At 35.1% G+C, this 21,536-nt stretch carries 22 protein-coding genes; 7 read left to right on the top strand and 15 right to left on the bottom strand.

The window, feature by feature from the left end:
• Positions 1-6: 6 nt before the first annotated feature.
• From RUH74_RS05380 to RUH74_RS05365, 4 genes are all read right to left on the bottom strand, one after another.
• Positions 7-450: an HIT family protein gene (locus RUH74_RS05380; protein WP_313799239.1), complete on the bottom strand. Its 444-nt coding sequence runs from the start codon at positions 448-450 to the stop codon at positions 7-9.
• A gap of 140 nt (positions 451-590) precedes the next feature.
• The gene (locus tag RUH74_RS05375; protein WP_313799238.1) at positions 591-2,276 is read right to left on the bottom strand and encodes a methyl-accepting chemotaxis protein; all 1,686 of its coding nucleotides are present in this window, start codon (positions 2,274-2,276) and stop codon (positions 591-593) included.
• A 336-nt stretch (positions 2,277-2,612) separates the two neighbouring features.
• The gene (locus RUH74_RS05370; RefSeq protein ID WP_313799237.1) at positions 2,613-3,074 is read right to left on the bottom strand and encodes an NUDIX hydrolase; all 462 of its coding nucleotides are present in this window, start codon (positions 3,072-3,074) and stop codon (positions 2,613-2,615) included.
• A 143-nt stretch (positions 3,075-3,217) separates the two neighbouring features.
• On the bottom strand, positions 3,218-4,453 hold the full coding sequence (locus tag RUH74_RS05365) for a dicarboxylate/amino acid:cation symporter (protein ID WP_313799236.1): 1,236 nt from the start codon (positions 4,451-4,453) through the stop codon (positions 3,218-3,220).
• A 363-nt stretch (positions 4,454-4,816) separates the two neighbouring features.
• On the opposite strand from RUH74_RS05365, the gene RUH74_RS05360 reads away from it, so the two are divergent.
• Positions 4,817-6,400, top strand: a complete 1,584-nt coding sequence (locus RUH74_RS05360; protein WP_313799235.1) for a GNAT family N-acetyltransferase — start codon at positions 4,817-4,819, stop codon at positions 6,398-6,400.
• 142 nt (positions 6,401-6,542) lie between these two features.
• Here RUH74_RS05360 and RUH74_RS05355 read toward each other — a convergent pair whose 3' ends face one another.
• The 4 genes from RUH74_RS05355 to RUH74_RS05340 form a co-directional block, all read right to left on the bottom strand.
• On the bottom strand, positions 6,543-6,752 hold the full coding sequence (locus tag RUH74_RS05355) for a hypothetical protein (protein ID WP_313799234.1): 210 nt from the start codon (positions 6,750-6,752) through the stop codon (positions 6,543-6,545).
• 76 nt (positions 6,753-6,828) lie between these two features.
• A complete protein-coding gene (locus RUH74_RS05350) occupies positions 6,829-7,260 on the bottom strand; it encodes an NUDIX hydrolase (RefSeq protein ID WP_313799233.1) in 432 nt (143 codons plus the stop codon).
• 134 nt (positions 7,261-7,394) lie between these two features.
• Complete coding sequence (locus RUH74_RS05345; RefSeq protein ID WP_313799232.1) at positions 7,395-8,306, bottom strand: aminoglycoside phosphotransferase family protein; 912 nt, start codon at positions 8,304-8,306, stop codon at positions 7,395-7,397.
• Between the two features lie 91 nt (positions 8,307-8,397).
• Positions 8,398-8,970 carry a DJ-1/PfpI family protein gene (locus tag RUH74_RS05340; RefSeq protein WP_313799231.1) on the bottom strand — a complete coding sequence of 191 codons (573 nt, stop codon included), beginning with the start codon at positions 8,968-8,970 and terminating at the stop codon, positions 8,398-8,400.
• Between the two features lie 315 nt (positions 8,971-9,285).
• Here RUH74_RS05340 and RUH74_RS05335 point away from each other — a divergent pair, with 315 nt between their 5' ends.
• The 3 genes from RUH74_RS05335 to cydS are packed head-to-tail and all read left to right on the top strand — an operon-like array spanning position 9,286 to position 11,766.
• Entirely contained in the window at positions 9,286-10,632 is a 1,347-nt protein-coding gene (locus RUH74_RS05335) for a cytochrome ubiquinol oxidase subunit I (protein ID WP_313799230.1), read from the top strand.
• Positions 10,629-11,654 (top strand): cytochrome d ubiquinol oxidase subunit II, encoded by a 1,026-nt coding sequence (locus RUH74_RS05330; RefSeq protein ID WP_313799229.1) that lies wholly within the window; start codon positions 10,629-10,631, stop codon positions 11,652-11,654. Before RUH74_RS05335 ends, RUH74_RS05330 begins: the two co-directional genes overlap by 4 nt.
• A gap of 13 nt (positions 11,655-11,667) precedes the next feature.
• The gene (gene cydS, locus RUH74_RS24145) at positions 11,668-11,766 is read left to right on the top strand and encodes a cytochrome bd oxidase small subunit CydS family protein (RefSeq protein WP_396229887.1); all 99 of its coding nucleotides are present in this window, start codon (positions 11,668-11,670) and stop codon (positions 11,764-11,766) included.
• Positions 11,767-11,832: 66 nt separating this feature from the next.
• Here the strand turns inward: cydS and RUH74_RS05325 are convergent, their stop codons facing one another.
• The 4 genes from RUH74_RS05325 to RUH74_RS05310 all read right to left on the bottom strand — a co-directional run bounded on the left by RUH74_RS05325 (position 11,833) and on the right by RUH74_RS05310 (position 14,472).
• Positions 11,833-12,291, bottom strand: coding sequence for a hypothetical protein (locus tag RUH74_RS05325; RefSeq protein ID WP_313799228.1), 459 nt, complete (start codon positions 12,289-12,291; stop codon positions 11,833-11,835).
• A gap of 278 nt (positions 12,292-12,569) precedes the next feature.
• A complete protein-coding gene (locus RUH74_RS05320) occupies positions 12,570-12,782 on the bottom strand; it encodes a DUF3951 domain-containing protein (protein WP_313799227.1) in 213 nt (70 codons plus the stop codon).
• Positions 12,783-12,893: 111 nt separating this feature from the next.
• Positions 12,894-13,364: a GNAT family N-acetyltransferase gene (locus RUH74_RS05315; protein WP_313799226.1), complete on the bottom strand. Its 471-nt coding sequence runs from the start codon at positions 13,362-13,364 to the stop codon at positions 12,894-12,896.
• A 94-nt stretch (positions 13,365-13,458) separates the two neighbouring features.
• Positions 13,459-14,472 (bottom strand): S66 family peptidase, encoded by a 1,014-nt coding sequence (locus RUH74_RS05310; RefSeq protein ID WP_313799225.1) that lies wholly within the window; start codon positions 14,470-14,472, stop codon positions 13,459-13,461.
• A 343-nt stretch (positions 14,473-14,815) separates the two neighbouring features.
• Here RUH74_RS05310 and RUH74_RS05305 point away from each other — a divergent pair, with 343 nt between their 5' ends.
• Both RUH74_RS05305 and RUH74_RS05300 read left to right on the top strand, forming a co-directional pair.
• Positions 14,816-16,366, top strand: a complete 1,551-nt coding sequence (locus RUH74_RS05305) for a sensor domain-containing diguanylate cyclase (RefSeq protein WP_313799224.1) — start codon at positions 14,816-14,818, stop codon at positions 16,364-16,366.
• 115 nt (positions 16,367-16,481) lie between these two features.
• Complete coding sequence (locus tag RUH74_RS05300) at positions 16,482-17,714, top strand: MFS transporter (protein ID WP_313799223.1); 1,233 nt, start codon at positions 16,482-16,484, stop codon at positions 17,712-17,714.
• On the opposite strand, the gene RUH74_RS05295 is transcribed toward RUH74_RS05300, so the two are convergent.
• A complete protein-coding gene (locus tag RUH74_RS05295) occupies positions 17,694-18,617 on the bottom strand; it encodes an AraC family transcriptional regulator (protein ID WP_313799379.1) in 924 nt (307 codons plus the stop codon). The two genes, RUH74_RS05300 and RUH74_RS05295, sit on opposite strands and share 21 nt — an antisense overlap.
• 22 nt (positions 18,618-18,639) lie before the next feature.
• The gene (locus RUH74_RS05290) at positions 18,640-19,359 is read right to left on the bottom strand and encodes an ABC transporter permease (RefSeq protein WP_313799222.1); all 720 of its coding nucleotides are present in this window, start codon (positions 19,357-19,359) and stop codon (positions 18,640-18,642) included.
• Between the two features lie 628 nt (positions 19,360-19,987).
• Here RUH74_RS05290 and RUH74_RS05285 point away from each other — a divergent pair.
• Positions 19,988-20,245 carry an SGNH/GDSL hydrolase family protein gene (locus tag RUH74_RS05285; RefSeq protein ID WP_313799221.1) on the top strand — a complete coding sequence of 86 codons (258 nt, stop codon included), beginning with the start codon at positions 19,988-19,990 and terminating at the stop codon, positions 20,243-20,245.
• Between the two features lie 12 nt (positions 20,246-20,257).
• Here RUH74_RS05285 and RUH74_RS05280 read toward each other — a convergent pair whose 3' ends face one another.
• The gene (locus tag RUH74_RS05280) at positions 20,258-21,382 is read right to left on the bottom strand and encodes a serine hydrolase (protein WP_313799220.1); all 1,125 of its coding nucleotides are present in this window, start codon (positions 21,380-21,382) and stop codon (positions 20,258-20,260) included.
• Positions 21,383-21,536 lie beyond the last annotated feature (154 nt).

Here is a 21,536-nt window from a genome sequence, read left to right as displayed (position 1 = left end):
CTCATATTAATTGTTCTCTAAGTATTTTTTTAAACGAAAGCAGAGTTCTAAAACAGCGTTACTATCACCCATTGGCGCATCATCCCAATCATATACTTCCCACGGGCCCCAAAATTCCTTTGGCGTATTTGGATATCTTGCCATTAAATGTAGATGAAGGTGTGGAACGGAGTTTCCTAAAACAACCGCATATACATGTTCTGCCTGTTCAGATTTCATTAGAGCTTGGCTAACCCTAGACATGATTAACCCGAATGCTTTTGCTTCTTCTGCTGTCATATCACCAAGCGTTGCAGCATGTCTTTTCAAGTCAACCATAATATGTCCTAGGTAATTAGGTTTTCCTTTGTTATCAATATGTCCAACATAAACATACTCATTCTCATAGATTGCTATTCCATCCGTTTTTAAAGTCCCACTATGTTTATTACAGATAAAACAATCATTCATTGTCCGCTTCTCCTTTTTTGAATATTTTTAAAATTATAATACAGAAAAGGCCTTATTGGTATAATTTTCTAACTTTTTGTTTCCCGAAATAAAACACCCCCAAAATTATGGAGGTGCAGAAGTTTATTATACTATAAAATTTATACTTTAAATCGTAAGACCATTGATTGCAAGTCCTCAGCTAATTTTGATAAAGAAGCAGTTGCGTACGATATTTCTTCCATGGTGGCAAGCTGCTCCTCCGTTGAGGAAGCAATATTTTCTGTACTTGCTGCAGTTTCTTTCGTTCCTTCAGTTATTCCTTCGATTGAATGCTGCACCAATTCAAATCCAGCAGTAATTTGCTGGGAAGTAGCTGCGACTTCTTGGATTTGTGCTGTAACTTTTTCAATTGAATCAAGAATATCTTTAAAATTGGTCACTGTTTCCATAGAAATATTGATACCTGATGCAACATTTTCCTTAACCTGGACAATGTTGCTGACAGTATCTGCCGATTCACTTTGTATCGTTGCAACTAGCTGATGAATTTTATTGACTGAAAGATTCGTTTCATCTGCTAGCTTTCTTACTTCATCTGCTACTACAGCAAATCCTTTTCCGTGTTCACCTGCTCTTGCTGCTTCAATTGCTGCATTTAATGCAAGTAAATTAGTTTGACTAGATATATCTGTAATTAAAGATGAAATCTCTTTAATTTCTTGTACACTTGATACTAATGAATTTACCCCCTCACCTGCTAAGTCTACAGATTGATGGATAGACTCCATTTGCTCTACAACTTTCTTTACAGATTCAGAACCATTTTCAGCCTGAATTTTCATTGCAGAAGAAACCTCAGCCACATTTGCAGTGTTTTCTGTAACTTCTACTAGATTTTCCAGTGATTGATTAACGGCTTGTAAACTATTTTCCATCATTTCACTTTGCTGTGAGTTACTATCTGCAATTGTTTGCATAGAAGTGGATATGAGTTCGGTCGTTGTCTTGGATTGTTCTGCACTTGCTGATAATTCCTCTGAAGATGCTGCTACCTGCTCAGATGAACTGCCCACTTGTTTAATGATTTCTCTCAATGATTCAACAAATATATTAAACGATTGTGCTAATTGGCCAAACTCATTCTTCCCTTTGATTCTTACTCGCTTCGTTAAGTCAGCTTCTCCATGAGCAATATCTTCCAATTGTTTGTTAATCTGGCCAAGTGGAATTAAAATGGCTCTTAATAAGAAAACACCTAATATAATTCCTAGAACTGTGGCAATAATTGCTGCGGAAAGTAGTGCAACCCTACTCCAGCTTCCTTCTCTAGCGATCCTATTGCTTAATTCATTCACATCTTTTTCAAGGACATCAACTAGTCGGTTAACCGCTGGATCTAATACATCTTTCCTTAATGCTCTCTCTTCGCCAAAATGTAAACTTCCAGCTTCTGATGGGTTATGACGGAAGGTTCTTATTACCTGCTGATTCATCTCTGAAAACTCATCGAAGCTTTGTTCAAGAGAAGCAAGATCTTTTTTATATTTGTCTTCTTTTATTAATGTTCCGATATTTTTAAGGGTTTTCTTAATTTCATTCGCTTTATTTTGCAGACCTGTAGAATATTGTTCATCCCCTGTGATAATAAACGCTCTTTCATCATTTGAAATACCAGTCAGATGATATTGAACTTTTACTATTCCTTTTTGTACTTCCATTTTGTTTTTTAATAACTGATTTTGGTCAATGGTTGAATTGATTATAGTAATAGAAAACAACCCTAACCCTATTACGGCTATTATTAAGATGGATATAGTAGAAATCAGACTCGTTTTAATCTTCAACTTTCTGTCACTCCCATTTGGTGTAAAATAAATTAATAGTTGCTAAACTTAAAAAATTATCTGCAGTAAATGCAATTATTATTCGCACGTTATTATATCGGTAAAGTGATAGAAAGTTTTAATACATTTTATACAGACATATTAATTTTTTTCTTATGAGATTATCTTCAAGATCATGGCAGATCCCAACTCCAATGGACCATTTCATTATTTATGAGTAAAAAAAGCCAAAGAGATCTATTTTACAGACATCTCTAAGGCTATTATTCTTCAGTAGCATAACAATCGATGAATGTTATCCCATGCTTTTTTTAGGAAGCAAACATGCGTAGCAATTTATTTGTCATTTTGTCTACTCAATTCCAAAGCGGTTTTCACTGCCCAGCTTTGATGTTCATGAAATAATTTTCTTTGAGCTTCATCTATCTCCATCCATATTAAATGATGATCCTCTTCAATCGGATCACAAATCTTTTTTCCGAGCTGGCATATATAAAAATAGCCCTGACCCAAATAATTCTTATATTCCTTCGTTGAAAAAAAGTATCTTTCCGCGTATCCAATATATTGTTTGATTTTTATTTCTACGCCTAATTCCTCAATCGCTTCTCTTTTTAGGCACTCGATGTGTGTTTCCTCCCCTTCAATCCCTCCGCCAAGAAGAAAAGATTTCCTGCTATCTGCCTGGACAACTGCTGTTTTATCCATTGTTTCATTGAAAATAACCGCATAGACTGCGGGTCTCTTTATGTATGCCTTATTTGGATCTTTCTTGCCAAAAGTATGTTTTGCTTGCATAGGCTCCTCCATTAATTTACAAAAAATTGAAATTCTATAAAAGTTGATATTATTATAGATTATTACGAAATATTTTACAAAAGATGGGTGAATAAAAATAGACTCCCTATGGGAGCCTCATTTTCAATAATCATAGTCAATCATTAAGCACTTTTCTCTTCTGATAGGAACTCTTCCTGCTTTCCTTCCGAGCGATCCACTATAACTGCACATACTGCATCTCCTGTAATATTGACAGAAGTCCTGCACATATCTAACAAACGGTCGACCCCAAGAACTAATGCAATTGCCTCAACAGGAAGCCCAACAGATGTTAAAACCATCGATAACATGATCAGCCCAACACCTGGAACTCCTGCAGTTCCTATACTCGCCAATGTTGCTGTTAATAAAATGGTAAGCAATTGACTTAAACTAAGATTGCTTCCATATACCTGAGCAATAAATACGGTTGCAACTCCTTGCATAATGGCTGTACCATCCATATTAATCGTTGAACCTAACGGCTGAACGAAACCGCTTACACTTTTTGAAACATTAAAGTTGTTCTGCAATGTCTTCATAGAAATTGGCAATGTAGCACTGCTGCTTGAAGTACTAAAGGCTACAATCATAGCAGGGGAAAATCCCTTAACAAACTTGATTGGATTCACTTTCCCTAATATGGAAAGCGCTGAACCATAGACAAGTACAAGATGAAGAAGAAGAACAAATAATACTACAAACATATATTTCCCCATTGCTGTAATCGCGTCAACTCCTTGGCCGCCGATTGCCGTAGCAATTAACGCAAATGCACCATACGGAGCAAATTTCATAATTACATTAACTAAATACATTAAAATATCATTAGCCTGCTCAATGAGTCGATAGATTCCCTTCACTTTCTCACCAAGCCTAGACAAACCATAGCCGATAAAAATGGAAAATACAATGATTTGGAGCATGGATTCCTGTGCCATAGCATTTACAGGGTTAGTTGGAATAATGTTCACAAGGGTATCGATAACAGGGGGTGCTTCTGTTGCCTCATAATTGGCGCCATCCAATTGAAAATTACCTGCTCCAGGCTGAAATAAAAAGCCCATTCCTATAGCTAATATAATGGCAATTGCGGTTGTAACAAGAAAGAACGAAATAGTCTTTACACCAATCCGTCCTAATTTCTTCGGATCACTGATTCCCGCAGTCCCAAGAATTAAAGATACTACAACAATTGGTACAACCAGCATTTTAATTAAATTTACAAATATTTTTCCTAATGGGTATAAAATATACGATTGCACAGTCTCAAAAATATTCGGTAAAGCTAAATTTAGAATCAATCCAACAATAATTCCAAACCCCATTCCCAGTAGGATCTTTTTTGTTAAAGACATGTTATACCTCCTTTTCACAATATACTGATAATTATAAATATTCCTTCATTTTTAGACAATAGGTCTTTATTCCTACGTGTAGCGGATGGGATCAGTATAAAGCGATCATCCAAACTTCTATTCTAGTACCATTCACGATTAGGCATCCCTAAAAATCAAATACCCAAAAAATTGATACTATTAATCGTGTAATGATAATAAAATAGGATAATCACACTTTCTTATGAAAATCCTTTTAATAGCCCTATAGTTTTCCATTTTTAGGAGAAAGGTATTTCCATATATCTCTTCTTATGCGAAAATAGATTTTAGTCATGATACCTATTATTAGAATGTAGCTTTGTAAAAGAGAGGTTTTTTCAAATGTATTGGTGTAAAATTGCACGTACTGAAAAAGAATTTGCTGAAATTGCAAAATTAAACTATGAAACCTTTGTTGAAGAGATTCCACAACACGAGCCAGATCCAAATGGAGTACGTGTGGACCCATTTCATAATGAAAATCAATATATTATTGTTTTAAAAAACCAAGAGCTTGCAGGAATGATTGCTATTCGTGATCAACGTCCCTTCTCTTTAGATAAGAAGCTAGGTCCTGTTGAAAATCTGTTGCCGCAGGATGCGTTAACTGGCAAGCTTTGTGAAATCCGCCTTCTTGCTGTTAGAAAAGAGCATCGAAATGGCCGTGTTTTTTTTATGCTTACAGGAGCACTATCAGATTATGCATATAGAAAAGGATACAGTGCTGCAGTTATTTCTGGAACTGTACGAGAATTAAAACTATATGCTCAAATGGGATTTGAAGCTTTTGCAGAGCCAGTCGGTTCTGATGATGCACAATTTATTCCCATGGTTCTAACAAGAACTCGTTATGAACAGTCTATTGCAGCAAGATTAAAACAAAAAACGTACTCCTTTTTCCCAGGGCCTGTACAATTAACAGATGATATTCGTAAGGCTCTACTGGAAGAGCCTATTTCACACCGTTCCTATGATTTCTCTGTCTCATTAAAAAGAGTACAGGATCGTCTTTTGAATATGAGCAAGTCAAAATATGTACACGTATTAACTGGCAGTGGCACTCTCGCAAATGAGGCAATGGTCGGCCAAATTAGCCGTTTATCTGGAAAAGGGATAATTCTTACAAATGGCGCATTTGGAGAACGTTTAAAAGCACAGGCAGATCGGTGGAATCTTGAATATAACTTACTTTCACATGAATGGGGCATGCCATTTACAGAGGAGCAAATTAATGAAAAGCTAGAAAATGAAAAATACGAATGGCTCCTAATGGCGCATGGAGAAACATCAACCGGCATGCTTAATAACTTACAAATGGTCCAGCAGATGTGCCAAAAGTATGAGGTCAAACTATGTGTAGATTGTGTGAGTTCATTTGGTGCACTGCCATTCTCCTTAGCTGATGTATATTTAGCTACAGCAGTTAGTGGAAAAGCGATTGGAACGATGAGCGGGATTGCCATTGTTTTTTCAAATCATGTGATAGACGCGGACAACCATTTGCCTTCCTATCTTGATCTAGGTTTGTATGCAAGTGGAAATGTCCCTTTCACCTACTCTTCCCAGCTATTCAAAAGCTTTGAGCAAGCTCTTTATGCATATGAAAATAATGAGCGCTATACGCTGCTACAAAGCCGATATGAACAACTTCTTTCAGCAGAGAATGAAGAGGAAATGTCGTTTTTAACAACTGAAGGCTATCCAATGATTGTCACATTAAAAGGAAACGAAGATGATCAATATATGGCAGAAGATGCTGCCCTTTCAGGTTTTGAATTGCATTATAAGAGTGCTTATTTGGCTGAAAGAGGCTGGGTCCAGCTGTCGATTATCCAGCCAGACTTTGAAAAAGCATGGACAAAATTTAGAAAATGGCATTTGAATTATAGAGGTTATCAGAAAAAACAGCAGCGAATTTATAGCTAACTAAAAAGGATCCCTCACATTACCTGAGGGATCTTTTTCTGTTAAGCTCCAAGTACTTTTAAAGAAAATTTCCTGTTAAAATTGAGTAGATCCCTATTTAAAAATAAAATATTCATTATTTTTCGTTTTTAATTAACTTTTGTTACCTTTTATACTCTTTTCTATGTAAATACACTGCGCTTTTGTCTCGTGTCCACTCCGCCAGAAATGTAGCGATTAGCATAAAAATTCCACCTGACGCTAACCCTATTTTGAAATAGCCTAAAAACATAAATACAATCGAGCCAACAAGCGTTGCTACTAAAACTACTATTAGCCATGTTGTAATTATTTCCTTTCTTTTACTATCCAAAGAGGTCACCCCCCGCGTTACAATTTCCTATTATTTATTTATGTACGGTCATCCCAAATGTAAGTTTCATTGTCCTTTAAGAACTTGTTCTATATTCAATCAACGAAAAAACATGATTTTTTTCGAAATCATTTATTATATATGTCGGAAGGAGCTTTTTTAACTCCTTTGCATCAGCCCATCGGTAATCATCATGTTCAGACGACAATTTTACATAAGTGTTTTCACTTCTGCATAAATATGCTATTATTGCCATCTGTCTATTCAGGTCTGTTTTAAATGTAGCTGCATACAATATATGATTTACTGAAATTTCTAAACCTACTTCTTCCATTACCTCCCGTTTTAAAGCATCTTCTAAACCCTCGCCAAATTCAACCTTCCCACCAACAGGCTCCCACGTACCGCCATTATAGTGAGCCATTTTGGAGCGTTTAATAATTAATACTTTCCCCTCATTTACAATAACTGCTTTTACTCCAACTAAAAACTTATTCTCATTTTGCACAGATTTCCCCTCCTTTCAATCATTTGCTTAATAAATATAATTATTAGTAGATCATTGTATAAAATGACTAGTAACATATTAACCTTAAAAATATTCACTCTCATTAAATACAATCTTGCCAAAGTTATGATCACCTATAAGCATTTATTTATTTCATTTATAATGGCTTGAACACGATTAATATAATATTCCGCTTTTGCTTTATCATTTATAAACGAAATAAACAATATAGAAAGCATTAGAGCCGTATCTAGACGATAGATTGATTGAATTACTTTCTCTGTTTTTATAAGTACCTCTTCGCCATTATATCCTTTTAAAAACTCTTCTACATGTAACTCTTGTGTCTCCGATATCCTCATTAACTCCATTATTGGATTTCCAATAAATGCGTTATCCCAATCAATAATGGCTTGAATAATTCCATCTTTCGCAATGACATTTGGTCTTCTAACATCAAGATGTAAGAGGGTATCATTTGTTGGTGAAGTATTCAATATGGTTTCCAATTCTTCTGACTCTGGAATGATAAAATCTATATTAGTTAGTTTTCTTAATGAAATGACACGTTCTGTTATTCTCTCAGAAATAATTTTACTTAATGTTTGTTCTTGCTGATCTATAATCAATAAGCCATCCGTAGGAACCTTGTGTATTTTTGCTGTTAACTTCCCAAGATCAAAAGATGAAATTTCATGATCATCGCCCAATATATATTCTGATACTAGAAAGTTAATTTCATTACTTAAATAAATCTTATGTATTTTGGGAACAGGAATGTGGTGTTTATAACAATGTTCTGCTATTGCTGCTTCTTTTTGTAAAGAAATGACTCCGCTTGAATGCTTATCCATCATTCTTTCATCCGATCTCCACGGCGTTCTAACCGCAAGCAATCCTCTCTCCTTATCCCTAATTAAAAATACGGCATTTATGACACCGCTGCCAATCAAACGTATATCCTCAATCTCCCATTCCATTTCTCTCGTTAATACATTTTTAACTTTAAGACTTAATTTTTCTAATTCTGTATTTGTTATATTCATATAGTTGCATTCCTTTGTTTAGTTTATGGGTATCTTCATAATTAAGGTAAGTACATAATATCCTTATCATTTATTTTCTTGGATTTTACAATTATCCATCAGCTTCCATTAAACGATTTCTATCTCCACGATAGAAATCAATTGTTTCTGTATTAGTTTCTCTTAACATCTTATATACTTCGATTCCAAATTCAACATAGGCATGCCCTTGTGCTGTTATGACATTATCTTGTATAACAATATCCTTATAACGAAAATTTCTTTCATCAAAAACACCTAAAAAGTCTCTTTGTTTCTTTGATAATGTGACAGTATAAGTAAAGTTATTTAGGATTCCTGCTTTTGCTATTACATATACACCGCTACAAATTGCGGCTATCTTTTTTCCAATATTATGAAATTTATGGACTAATACAAATAACTCTTTTGCATTTGCAATCAATCTTAAATCTCCACCAGGGATTATTAAAATTTCATACTCATTCACGTTAATTTCCTTAACAGAAAAATCGGGAATCGTTTTTAAACCTGCCTCTGATTCACAAGGAAGCTTGTGTAAAGAAAATGTATGTAAATCATGAGTATCTCTTAATATTGAAATAGCAGGGGCAATTTCAAATTCGCAATACCTATCAAAAATAAACAGTAATACTTTGGGTTTCATCCTTTGACTCTCCGTTTCCATACCACTTATAGACTATCATCATCATACTCTACTGATTTTGTCACTGAGAGGAATAGTTTAAATTAATTCTAACAGATTATGGTAATTCATTAAATAGAATTATCTTAATATTCTTTTATAAATCAAACACCACCTTTTGGAAAATGATATATAAAGGAATGAATGAAGGAGTGTAAGTTCATGTATAAAAATCACGAAAGAAAATTGACTTGGCTCGTATTTATTGTCGCGATGATTATGGGCTTATCATTTATTGGGCGTGTGTTTGCAGGATAAGAAAAGGAGTTTTTTGAAATGGGTAATGAAGAAGCTATATTTTTCAGTCGAGTTTTAACTGAAATGACTTTATCCTTCCATATTATTTATGCCACGATTGGTGTGGGCATGCCCCTCATGATTATGATGGCTCAATGGGTTGGGATAAAGAAGCAGGATGAACATTATATTCTATTAGCAAGGAGATGGACCCGTGGCTATGTAATTACAGTAGCTGTTGGAGTTGTTACAGGAACAGCAATTGGCTTACAGCTTTCCCTTCTATGGCCAAACTTCATGGAACTGGCTGGGAATGTGATTGCCCTGCCTTTATTTATGGAGACATTTGCATTTTTCTTTGAGGCAATTTTTCTAGGCATTTATCTATACACTTGGGACCGCTTTGAAAATCAGAAAAAACATTTGCTGCTTCTCATACCAGTTGCCCTTGGAGCATCTTTCTCTGCCGTTTTTATCACGATTGTGAATGCATTTATGAATGCACCTCAAGGCTTCGATATAATAAATGGCCATTTAGTCAATATTAACCCTTTGCTTGCGATGTTTAACCCTGCAATGCCTACCAAAGTCGCACATGTTGTATCATCTGCATATATGACATCTGCATTTGTACTTGCATCTATTGCTGCGTTTCGTTTAATGAAAGATTCTAATCATGTATATCATAAAAAGGCATTATTTTTCACAATGAAGGTTGGGTTACTATTTACGATTGCAACGGTTATCATTGGCGATTTTTCTGGCAAATATTTAGCTGAATACCAGCCTGAGAAATTAGCTGCAGCTGAATGGCATTTTGAATCGGAGGGAAAAGCTCCTCTTATTCTGTATGGAATCCTTGATGATAATAAAGTGAAATATGCGATCAAAATACCATTTGCCCTCAGCATATTGGCACATGGAAATCCTAATTCTATAGTCGTTGGACTTAATGATTTTCAAAAGAATGAAACACCTCCACTCTATATTCACTATTTATTCGATGCAATGGTTACGATCGGCATGCTGCTGTTATTATTATCTTTCGTATATATTGTCGGATTATGGAGGAAATGGAGGTTTATTGGTTCTAAATGGTATCAGTTGTTGATTGTCATAGGTGGCCCACTTTCCATTTTGGCCATTGAAGCAGGCTGGTGGCTTGATGAAGTCGGCCGTCAGCCATGGGTTTTAAGAGGTATTATGAAAACAACGGATGCTGCAACATCAAGTGATCAAGTTGATATAATGCTTATTTTATTCGCAGGTTTATATATTATTTTAGGAATAGGCAGTGTCATTGTCCTCTCAAGAATGTTCCGGAAGAACACAATTGAACAGGAGCTATCAGATCGCGAGGCAGAAGAAGAAGGTGAACTGTATTGACTCTTGAAGTAATTGGAATTTCAGTCCTTTGGCTATTCCTTTTTGGGTATATTATTGTTGCTTCCATTGATTTTGGTGCTGGTTTTTTTAATGCCTACAGTTTATTTAGTGGAAAACAGCATATACTCACAAAAATTATTCAGCGGTACTTATCCCCTGTTTGGGAGGTTACGAACGTTTTCCTCGTATTTTTCTTTGTTGGGATTATCGGGTTTTTTCCAAAATCCGCGTATTATTATGGGACAACATTGCTCGTTCCAGTTAGTATAGCGATCATTTTGCTGGCTATTCGCGGCTCCTACTACGCATTTACAACTTACGGCGGTCTTAAACATAAAATTTTTGTCTTTTTATATGGTGTATCAGGGCTATTTATACCGGCTTCTTTATCCATTGTAATAACTATTTCGGAAGGCGGATTTGTCTTTATGGAGCAATCTGGTCCAGCACTCGATTATTTAAAACTTTTTAGGAGTCCATTAAGTTGGAGCATTGTTGTATTAAGTTTGACAGCCGTGTTATATATTTCAGCAGTATTTTTGACGTGGTATGCTAATCATGCGAAGGACATCCACGCGACCGAACTAATGCGGAGATATGCTCTTATTTGGGCAGGGCCTTGTATCCTTACCGCTACTGGGATCATCGTAGAAATGCGTGTGCATAATTATGAACATTATACTCGCTTATTTCATTTATGGTGGCTGTTTGCGATTTCGTTCGTATTGTTTGTCGGAACTGTTTATTTATTATGGAGACGACAAAGATATGGGCTGGCATTTGGTCTTTTAACAGGACAATTTGCACTCGCTTTTTTTGCTTACGGCATTTCTCATTACCCCTATTTACTCTATTCACATTTAACGATTTACGACAGTTTTACCAATGAAGCCATGGCAACAGCTTTAATCATTGCTTTCATTGCAGGACTTGCTTTATTAATCCCATCATTGGTCCTACTTCTCAAATTATTTTTGTTTAATAAGGAATATGTACAGGGAAGACAAAGCAATCATCCTTAAAAGGAGGGATTTCATGAGTCATTTTCTGATTTTTTTTGCACCATTTATCGTCGTATTTCTTTCTACCGCGGCTGCCTTTTGGATTGTGACTAAAGATAATTTAGTTGAATAACCTATTAAAAAATCACCACATCCATCAAGGTGTGGTGATTTCTCTTCATGAACTCGTTCCTCTATTCTACCCCTTTTCAAAAGTATCGTTAAGAGATTGAAAACCATACAATAGGAGCGATTTTATAAAGAAAAGTAGAGACAATTGTATTTTCTTTAAACGAACAAGCGTACCAATTCCCATCTTCTGAAGGAAATTTACAAAGGCATATGTAAAAAAGGTATCAACAATGAGATTAATAATGATATAACGATAAAAATTTTGATATGTTAGTTTTAAGATCCAAATCGAGCCAATGATAAATGGCCCCCAGATTAAAGGAAATGTACCATGAATTTTCGGGTGGATTTTCACATGAAACCACCACCATTTTCGTTTTGCCGCAATGTAACTTTCAAATGTGACCATGAATGAGATAAATAAGCCTGCAGGAAAGTATCTTTTAAACGATTTTTTTCCGATTAAGGGAGTCGATAGCCATGGGAGAATCATTATTAACAGCATGAGCAATTTTCTATTTCTCATTGTTTATACACCTTATGTAATTTATTTTTCTTCCATAGGATCTTTTAAAAAAAATCATAATTATTCACTCCATCTATAGAAATCCTTCATACTTCTTAGCCCCTACCTGTCATCAACCGCTTTTTATAAAGAAGGTATAATGAATCTTTGGAGCAAGATTATTACATCAAGGAATAATATTCCCTAAATAAGCAAGAAATATCAGTAATCCATTTACTATAGGTGATTTTTCACAAAAAAAGATATCCCATACTTGGGATACCAGTTTCCTACACATTTTACCGCTCTTTATCGTCACCTTCGCACTCATCTTCTGCAAGTATACCTTGCTCCTCATGAAATTCTACTTCCGTTTGACCTGTAATTTTATCAAAGGGCGTGTAGAAAGGTGTCACACTTTTCTTCTTTACAAATACCTTATAAAACCCAATTACTACTAATACTACGATAACGGATGGTAATCCTATTGCTATGAAATTTATTGGATTCATCGAATTATTCCTTTATATAAACATCTAAGACATTTGGCTCTTTATAAATATAGACATATAGATCATTCACTTTTGTACGGATGGAGGCCATTCCTTTCTGAAGATACATTCTTATTCTTTCAGCATTGTTATGAAAACAGTTGAATGATTAATAAATTCAGTTTTTCTTCTAAATCCAAGTTTTTCATATAGACGAATGGCACGTATATTAAACTTCGCTACAGTTAAACGAACAATTTTATTCGTATAGGTTTCCTTAATGTATTGAAGAATATAAGCAAAGAATGAATATCCATAACCTTTCCCTGTCAAATCAGGCTTCATGCCAAGACCTATATCGATATGATCATCCAAATATACGCCATATACATGGCCGATTGGAACTTGGGCAGCGCTGCCAATGCAAAAGAAACCAATTAATTGACCATATTCATCTACCACTGAATAATACTTTTGATCAAGTAATTCTCTAATATTTTCAGCAGATAGGTCATTATTATAAAAATCATATGGGGCTTCATACTTCCAATTGAGAATTTCCACCGCAAATTGTTCAGTCATTCCTCTAATATTAAATTGCATTTTAAGTCCCTTTCAACTTATCTAACTCAAATGTATTTTCAACGTTACTCTACATGAATATTAACTTCAACACCTGTTGAAAAAAGAGTCATATTTATTTAAAGTATTGGCGTACTGTCCCCTTCCCTTCCTCCACAATTACCTCAGCATACGAACCATTGATAAAAGTCATTTGTGGTGGTACATGACCACAATCGATATCATAAGCTATTGGAATATGGAGTTCTTCGCTGATGTCTTGATAAACATCCTCAATCGTATAATTTTCAACAGGCATATTTGCCGCACTTCTGCCAAACATGATCCCAGCACAATTGTCAAACCAGCCAGCTAATTTCATTTGTACTAAAGTCCTTCTTAAATCAGTTGTGCTCAAATGACAATTCTCAAAATACCAAAGAAGAGGAGCATGATTAATGTAATTCTTTCTAAAGCTTTCTACATCACCAAACGGCGTACCTATTAAATGTCGGATGACATCTATACAGCCGCCTACTAGTCGTCCTTCCATCTCAACCTTTTTATTTGAAATCGTTTTCCATCTTGTTGTTTCTGTTAAATGAAATACACATGAAGTTGGTTGATCATGCAGCCACTTTTCTTGATATTTGCTAGATGAATACTGAAGTACATGTTCCCCTGGCTTTGTCGCTAGCACCTTCTCCCACATTGCTGTTGTTTCGTCCGAATATTCCCCTCTTAAATCAATTAAATTTGTTCCATGTGCCGTTGCCACACCTGTTGTTAAAGTGATTGCCAGCAATAACACACTCGTATCCGAGTATCCTAATACCCACTTGTTTTGAATTTTGCTAAAATCAATTTCTTCAAGTATTTCAATTAGCAGCTCCCCGCCCCAAGGAGGAAAGATCAAACCTATATTTTCGTCAGTCATCATTTTATTAAATTCATCGGCACGTTTCTTTGCTGGTCCTGATTTGGCTTTGTCTTGAGTCCAAATTGTATCTCCACAAGTAACTTCAAAACCTTTTAACTTCATCCGTCTGCATGATTGTTTAATCAGCTCATGCAGTTCTGGTTCAACCCCAGAAGATGGAGCTGTAACACCGATTAATGCTTCCTTTTCTAAAAAAGGATAGGTTATCATTTAGAACACTTCCTTAATTACTAGAATATATTCGTACTTACTTTAGAATTTCGACATTTGTCTATCTTTTCCTTCTAATAACAAGCCAATAAATAGTTTCAATTGCTGCAGCCGAGCCCTAAGTGGATTATTACCTGATTATGATAATAGAATAATAATTTCTAAGAAAATTCACTATTTTCTTATACTTGTTAAACATCGTCATAATTTGTAAAAACTGCTATATTCCAACATTTCTATGCTTTAATACGTGAAATTTTTATTGTGATCAATTCCAAATAAATAGTATACTCATTTTAAGGCTATTCTTACTTTGAATAGTACTTTTTTTTGAGGAAAAAATATGAAACCTATAAAATTAAGTATAAAATTATTAATTTTGCTCTTATTAAGCTTCGCCATGATCGGCACGTATGTTGGAAGTTTAATCTCCAGCCAAATCGTTAGTAAAAATACATTAGAGAAAAATTATTTAATAGAGAACGAATTTTATGCAAAAAAGCTGGCTGATACGACTAACATGCATTTTCGTGATATGTTTTTAAATTTAAGTGTGGAAGCAAGAGACGAAGATTATAAAACCTTAGATTTAAAATATATTCATAAAGAACTATATGACTTGCTGCATTCTACAACATATTTTAACAGCACATGGTTTGTAGATCGCAACGGGATTGTTGTTGCAACAGTGCCGGAAATAGATGTTGAAGGAACAAAAGTCAATTCAACTGGAGCCCGTCAGGCTTTAGAAAGAAAAAGGCACACGATTTCCGACCCCTATATTGGGATCAATGGGAAATTGGTTATTTTAATATCTGTCCCTATTTTTAATGATGAAGGTACCTATATTGGTTTTATTGCTGGTACGATCAATCTCAATGAAGAAAATAGCATAAAAGCAATTCTTGGCCAGCATCCTAAGCACGAAAGCGAATCATATGTGTATGTCGTTGATTCAAAAGGCAATATCATTTTTCATCCTAATGTAAATCGAATTAATGATAATGTAAAGGATAATAAAGCCGTTAAAGAATTAATGAAAGGAAACAGCGGAAGCCAAGTAATCATCAATTCTTCAGGTAAGAAAATGCTAGCTGGCTACGCCACAGTTAATGCAAATGGCTGGGGAATTGTTTCTCAAACCTCACAGGAGGCTGTAAATGAACCAACGTATGAACTAGGAAAACAAATTAGCCTCTATACAATCCCATTTATGTTTTTTGTATTTGTACTTACAATCTTCTTGTTAAAAAAAATTGTTGATCCAATTAGGGATCTAGCTATATATGCTCAGCAAGTTACAAAAAACAAGCCTGTACCAACGGAAAAAATACCAGAATGGTACTTTGAGATAAGAGAATTAAAACGAACGCTATTAATTGCCATTGATTTTTACCAGAAAAAGCTACATTCTGCTGAAAGTGAATCAAAGCGTGATCATCTTACAGGTCTATACAATCGCCGTGCATTAGAAAAATTAGCACTCAATAAAGATTCTTACTCCGTTATTCTCTTCGATATTGATCGCTTTAAATTAATTAATGATCAGTATGGTCATCTTAAAGGAGATGAGGTACTTAAGTATATTTCTAAAATGATTACAGGAGGAACGATGATAGAAAGCGATTTATGCTTTCGCTGGGGCGGTGAAGAGTTTTTGATTATACTTCCAGAAACAGACCTAGTAAAAGCTTTAGAAATTGCTGAGCGCTTAAGGAAAACATTAGAAACAACAAACAGCCCTACTGGAAAGCCAGTCACTGTATCAATTGGAGTTGGTCATTTACCGGAATCAGCTGATAATTTTTCTGAACTCCTGGATCTTACCGATCAAGCCTTATATCGAGCAAAGCAAGAAGGAAGAAACAAAATCTTTGCAGCAAGAAATCATTAAACGAAAGCCTGTCTCTATCACTCACAATGGAGACAGGCTTTTCGTTTAATTTCGCAAATATGGAAAAGAAATAGCAATAAGCCCTCTTTAAAATGTAAGTAAGGAGGAATAAATAATGCAAAACATATTAAATAAGAATCCATACAACGTATATATTCATACTTGCTTCTTATCTCAGCTATTCTTCACACTTATTTTTACAGTTAATTTGTTATACCATGTTCAAGTGGTGAAACTCCATCCTCTTGAGCTCGTATTAGTTGGAACCGTACTGGAACTATCGGTTTTTATATTTGAAATTCCTACAGGGGTCATTTCTGATTTGAAAAGCAGAAAACTTTCTATTATTATTGGATACTTTTTAATTGGTGTAGGGTTTTTAGTTGAAGGGTTGATTCCAGTTTTTATCGCAGTCATTCTTTCACAAATTTTTTGGGGGATCGGCTACACATTTACGAGCGGGTCATTACAAGCCTGGATCAGTGATGAAATTGGTGAAGAGCGTGCAGCTGGTGCGTTTATTAATGGTGCAAAAGCAGGAAACCTTGGTCAAATCATTGCCATTCCTTTAAGTATATTAACAGCAATCTTCACTTTAAATCTGCCTATTATCATTGGTGGACTATGTATGATCGGTCTTACTGTATATTTAATGATCAATATGAAAGAAGAAAATTTCATTCCAATGAGGGTGGAAGGTCCATCACCCGCACGTGATTCGATGAAAATAAATATTAAAAAAATAGCTTTTAGTTTTAAGGGCAATCGTTTGCTGCGATTACTTTTTCTGATTGCCTTGTTTTTTGGAATTTATAGTGAAGGGTTTGATCGTCTATGGCTTACCCATTTCATCGAATCCTCTTCCCTGTCTTATTTCTCTGAAAAAAACCTTGTAATAATTACGGGAGGCATTCATTTTTTGGTGGTCATCGGCTCTTTCTTGATTTTGCATTTGATCAATCGCAGTTCTATTCACAAACATTTGCGTTTAATCTATATTTCCCTTTTCATTGGGAGTTTGTTAATTATTTGTTCATTAATTAGCTTTTCATACTCAACGTCAATCATTAGTTTGCTTACTTTTTATATGATCATTCAAATGGCAAGACAGATCATGCAGCCGCTGGAAGAAATATGGCTTAATACGATCATTCCGGAATCTTCCGTCCGGGCAACTTTTTTCTCGATGAAAGGTCAGGTAGATTCGATTGGACAAATTAGCTGCGGACCGATCATTGGCGGAATTGCTTCGATATTGTCGATAAAGACTGCAATCTTTATCAGTGCTATGCTAATATCTCCTGTATTGTATTTATTAAGAAAAGCATTAAAAGTTTCTAGAGGGTGAAATCTTCACCCTTCTCTTTTTTTTAACGGGTAGATGAATTTCCATATAAATTTTTTCATGCTCCCAATGATGGCAATTTTCATCATAATATTCAAAATCATAGCTGCTTTCATCTACTTCATAACCTGAATGTGGAAGCCAGTCTTCAATAATATAACGCCAAGTACCTTTAATAGAAGAAGGAAACTGACTTACTTCCACTAATGGTGTTTTAAACACCGCATATGTAGCGGCAGGAATCTCCCGCTTAACCATTTGAGGTGGAAGATCCTGATTTTGATCATATTCTACTGCAAATAGAAATGTAAAACAATTTCCAATTTCATCATTATTAAAATTAATGCAATATTCCCCATGCTTCTTTGGATTAAGAGTTTTATATAGAGTCGTCTCAACAGAACCATCATTAAAGCCGCCATCTTCCCAAAAAGCAGGCGCATCTCTCGTGTATGAGATATTTTCCATGTGAACCTCAAACATTTTTCCAGCTACCCAAAATGCTTCTCTTGAAATCATTTTCGGCTGCAGGATCATCCCACCTACTTCCTTATGCTGCAACTGTACTAAATTCGGCCGGATCGGAGGAGAGGCTGGACAATGAAGCTTGTATAGACTTGGAGGACAGCCAAAACACCGTTTAAATGCTTTTGTAAAACCAGCATGCGTGTGAAAACCGTAATCCAAAGCAATATCAATAATTTTCTTTCCATTTACAAGCTCAAATAAGGCATACTGCAATTTTCTTCTTAAAACATATTCCATGATCGGATAGCCAGTATGCAGATGAAAAAGCCGATAAAAATGAAAAGGCGAATAACCAGCTAGGTTTGCTAATTCCCTCGGATCTAATTCTTCTTTTATGTGTTCCTCTATGTAATCGATAACCTTTTGTAAAATATTCATTTGCTTCACACCGTTCACCCTCTTATTGCGTAATACTTGTATCCTTTTCGAAGGCAACGTCTTTGATAATATATTTATAATTTAATAAACAGACAATTATCGCTGCCAATGATGATACGACTAATAAGGTAAATATGATAAAAATCTGATATTTTACTGAACCAAAAGGATCTGCCCCAGCAAGAATCATCCCCGTCATTGTTCCAGGTATTTGAATAAGACCAACTGTTTTTAACATATCCACTGTTGGAATCATAGCGATTTTAATTGCCTTCTTTTTTAAAAATTCTTCTTCCATTTCGGGATTGTTTTTCATAGCTTCCAAAACAACCGCACCAGCAATCATCGCATTACCAATAAACATCCCGCCTACTGGAATTAAATATTGTGCCTCAAGTGGGATAATTTCAAAAACGAGCCAAATGCAAATACAGAGAAGGACAGATAGTGATATTCCAGCGAGCAAAATAAAAAAAGATTTTTTCCGATCCATTCCCCTTTTTGATGCATTTAATGAGGCAATAATCATCATTAGAAAAATATAGCCAAAAACGACGACAATATTTTCTAAGGAAAATAAAAAAGAAATAAAAAAACCCAATAACAATAATTGAATAAATCCTCTAATGGATGAATAGAGAATATCCTTGCCCATTCCTAATTTTTGATTCATTGAAATAATAATTGGGACAAAGACAAATAAAAGAATAATGAATAATGCGAGATTGCTAATTTCTTGCATGAATAAAACCTCCCATTATTCATTTTAGGCTTTTATTTGGAGAAATCTAGTATTTTTTTGCTGCAGGAGAAGTTTGATCTATAAAGTTATCATTTCAAACTAAGGTTATCCACCATTAAGGAACCTACCAATTATTCTTAGTATGTTAAAGTCAGCCATTTGTCGTTATAAGAACTCTTATCATCCAATTATGGTCAACGCTGTCAAAGATTCCTTGAATATCGACATCTACTACTTAATTTACTGACCTCTTTTCATATAGAAGTTCAGTATTTTCAAAGGATCATGACAACTATCGGATTGGGCAAAATCCAAAGGAACAGTCTAGAAATTCATTTTCTTAGATGGTATTTAGTATCTAGCTAATGTCTTTTTGAACAAACTTGTCTTCGTTGTTCCGGTATTCCTAGTGGTCTTTTCTCGTTTGTATTGAGCTTTGGAATATTCATTCCCCTTACTAAAACAGTGTGATAGCTTTTATTTTTAAGTCTATTTACTAAATCCCTTCAATCACTTGGCTATCGGTCCGCCACCTAATCGAAAATATTGGCCATTGGGGACACTGTATTGTTAGACATTTCAGTATGCATCCTTGAAAAATATCCAGGCATGACTATTAACTGTAAAAATGGGTAGGCAAGTATCTCATGCGGTTCAGCTCGTACCATTCTATAAAAATTATAATCAGCATATTCATGCAGTTGTTGTTGAATTAGGTAAAATTGGTTGCTTCACGAATACACAAATAGATACATCACTTCAATCATTCTCCAAAGCTTATATTTATTTAATGAACACACGAGTACCTCGCCCATGGGAGAGCAATGTGAACAGCGCATTCGAGACAATGGCCAAGGAGAATATCACATTGGCGGATTGGCATTAATATCATTATCCTTTATACATTTGCTAATTCTGATTTCACAAGTTTTTGAAATTCTGTATCCCTCAAAAACTTCAGCTGAAACTCATTTAGCACTCGAGAAAGTTTCGTTTGCTCTATTAACGTTAAATCATTGGCAAAAAAGGCAAATTCGGTTTGATTCCCTTCCCTATCTGTCGCATACATCGCCATTGTCAGTACAAATGCAGTAGATCCCCCTTTTTGCCCTGCATGCTGGAGCCATCCCCCATTCTTAGGGTTTTTCATTATTTGTTCCATGATTGGATCAAGATGTTCATGAACGTTTTTATTAAAAAACTCTTTCCTGTTTAGTTTCTTCATTATGGACACATAGTCTTTAGTAGTCGATCGTGTTAAACGGTCCGACCAGATTTTTTGACATTCCATATTCATCGCTTTAATTAATGATTGTTTCTCTTGAGAAGTTAGCGGCTGGCTGAGGTGGTTATTGTGAATAGTAATCGCGAGACTTCGATAGTTGTTCATGTCCATTTGTTTAAGCTCTTGCAATGATTCCTTTTTTGTTAAATTCTTTTCTGCCATTAACCTTGAAGGAATAAAAAGAGCACCAACCATTGGATAAACGGGCTCATGATTTGATATGCCTATGCTTTCAACCACTCGATTAATATTTTCTAAGCCAAGAACCTGAATCAAATAATCAGTATTGGCATTCGAACTGAAAGCAATCATTCCCTTAGCAACTTTGCTTAAAGGTACGTGATTCATGATATTGTCCTTCTTTAATTGGGCAAGCCATGCCTCATGAGCACCACCATCTGTTTTCGGAACATAAAATAAGTCTAGTTCTTGTAAACTAACCTCCTTCTTCGGATCAATTCGCCCATCTGCCGCCTGCTGAGCAAACTCAATTGCTATAATGATTTTAACCGTGCTTGCTAAGGGGAGCGGTATCGTTTCATTCACTCCTACCCATTTTTCATTATTGTAATTAATCGATAATGCGACATTCTCATTCTTCGCCTTTTCCTTAATAAACTCTATTAAATAATTAGCATTCATCTTTTTTATTTCTCTTTGGTATATTAAAAAAGCAATGCCTGCTATCAAACCAAGTACAATCACTATTCCCGCAATAGCCCATAAAACAATTTTCAAATTATCCCCTCCGTCGTTCACACTACTTTTATTACGGTATAATATTTTAAAAGTTTCAAATTTTCGTAGGGTTGCTTCTTCAGTTTCCTAATCAAGTTGGGGGATTCATCACCCTGATGAACACCCCTTTTCGTATTTTTTAATCAAATTGGGG

Source organism: Cytobacillus sp. (genome assembly GCF_032154635.1).
In the GTDB taxonomy this organism is placed as follows: Bacteria; Bacillota; Bacilli; order Bacillales; family Cytobacillaceae; genus Cytobacillus.
The sequence above is the reverse complement of the archived record's forward strand: the minus strand, read 5'-3'. Positions and strand labels throughout refer to the sequence as shown.

Coding starts and splice junctions, on each gene's coding strand:
- RUH74_RS05380 (WP_313799239.1), bottom strand. CDS start 450: ATGAATGATTGTTTTATCTGTAATAAACATAGTGGGACTTTAAAAACG.
- RUH74_RS05370 (WP_313799237.1), bottom strand. CDS start 3,074: ATGCAAGCAAAACATACTTTTGGCAAGAAAGATCCAAATAAGGCATAC.
- RUH74_RS05365 (WP_313799236.1), bottom strand. CDS start 4,453: ATGTCTTTAACAAAAAAGATCCTACTGGGAATGGGGTTTGGAATTATT.
- RUH74_RS05360 (WP_313799235.1), top strand. CDS start 4,817: ATGTATTGGTGTAAAATTGCACGTACTGAAAAAGAATTTGCTGAAATT.
- RUH74_RS05345 (WP_313799232.1), bottom strand. CDS start 8,306: ATGAATATAACAAATACAGAATTAGAAAAATTAAGTCTTAAAGTTAAA.
- RUH74_RS05340 (WP_313799231.1), bottom strand. CDS start 8,970: ATGAAACCCAAAGTATTACTGTTTATTTTTGATAGGTATTGCGAATTT.
- RUH74_RS05335 (WP_313799230.1), top strand. CDS start 9,286: ATGGGTAATGAAGAAGCTATATTTTTCAGTCGAGTTTTAACTGAAATG.
- cydS (WP_396229887.1), top strand. CDS start 11,668: ATGAGTCATTTTCTGATTTTTTTTGCACCATTTATCGTCGTATTTCTT.
- RUH74_RS05325 (WP_313799228.1), bottom strand. CDS start 12,291: ATGAGAAATAGAAAATTGCTCATGCTGTTAATAATGATTCTCCCATGG.
- RUH74_RS05320 (WP_313799227.1), bottom strand. CDS start 12,782: ATGAATCCAATAAATTTCATAGCAATAGGATTACCATCCGTTATCGTA.
- RUH74_RS05315 (WP_313799226.1), bottom strand. CDS start 13,364: ATGCAATTTAATATTAGAGGAATGACTGAACAATTTGCGGTGGAAATT.
- RUH74_RS05310 (WP_313799225.1), bottom strand. CDS start 14,472: ATGATAACCTATCCTTTTTTAGAAAAGGAAGCATTAATCGGTGTTACA.
- RUH74_RS05305 (WP_313799224.1), top strand. CDS start 14,816: ATGAAACCTATAAAATTAAGTATAAAATTATTAATTTTGCTCTTATTA.
- RUH74_RS05300 (WP_313799223.1), top strand. CDS start 16,482: ATGCAAAACATATTAAATAAGAATCCATACAACGTATATATTCATACT.
- RUH74_RS05295 (WP_313799379.1), bottom strand. CDS start 18,617: ATGAATATTTTACAAAAGGTTATCGATTACATAGAGGAACACATAAAA.
- RUH74_RS05290 (WP_313799222.1), bottom strand. CDS start 19,359: ATGCAAGAAATTAGCAATCTCGCATTATTCATTATTCTTTTATTTGTC.
- RUH74_RS05285 (WP_313799221.1), top strand. CDS start 19,988: ATGGGTAGGCAAGTATCTCATGCGGTTCAGCTCGTACCATTCTATAAA.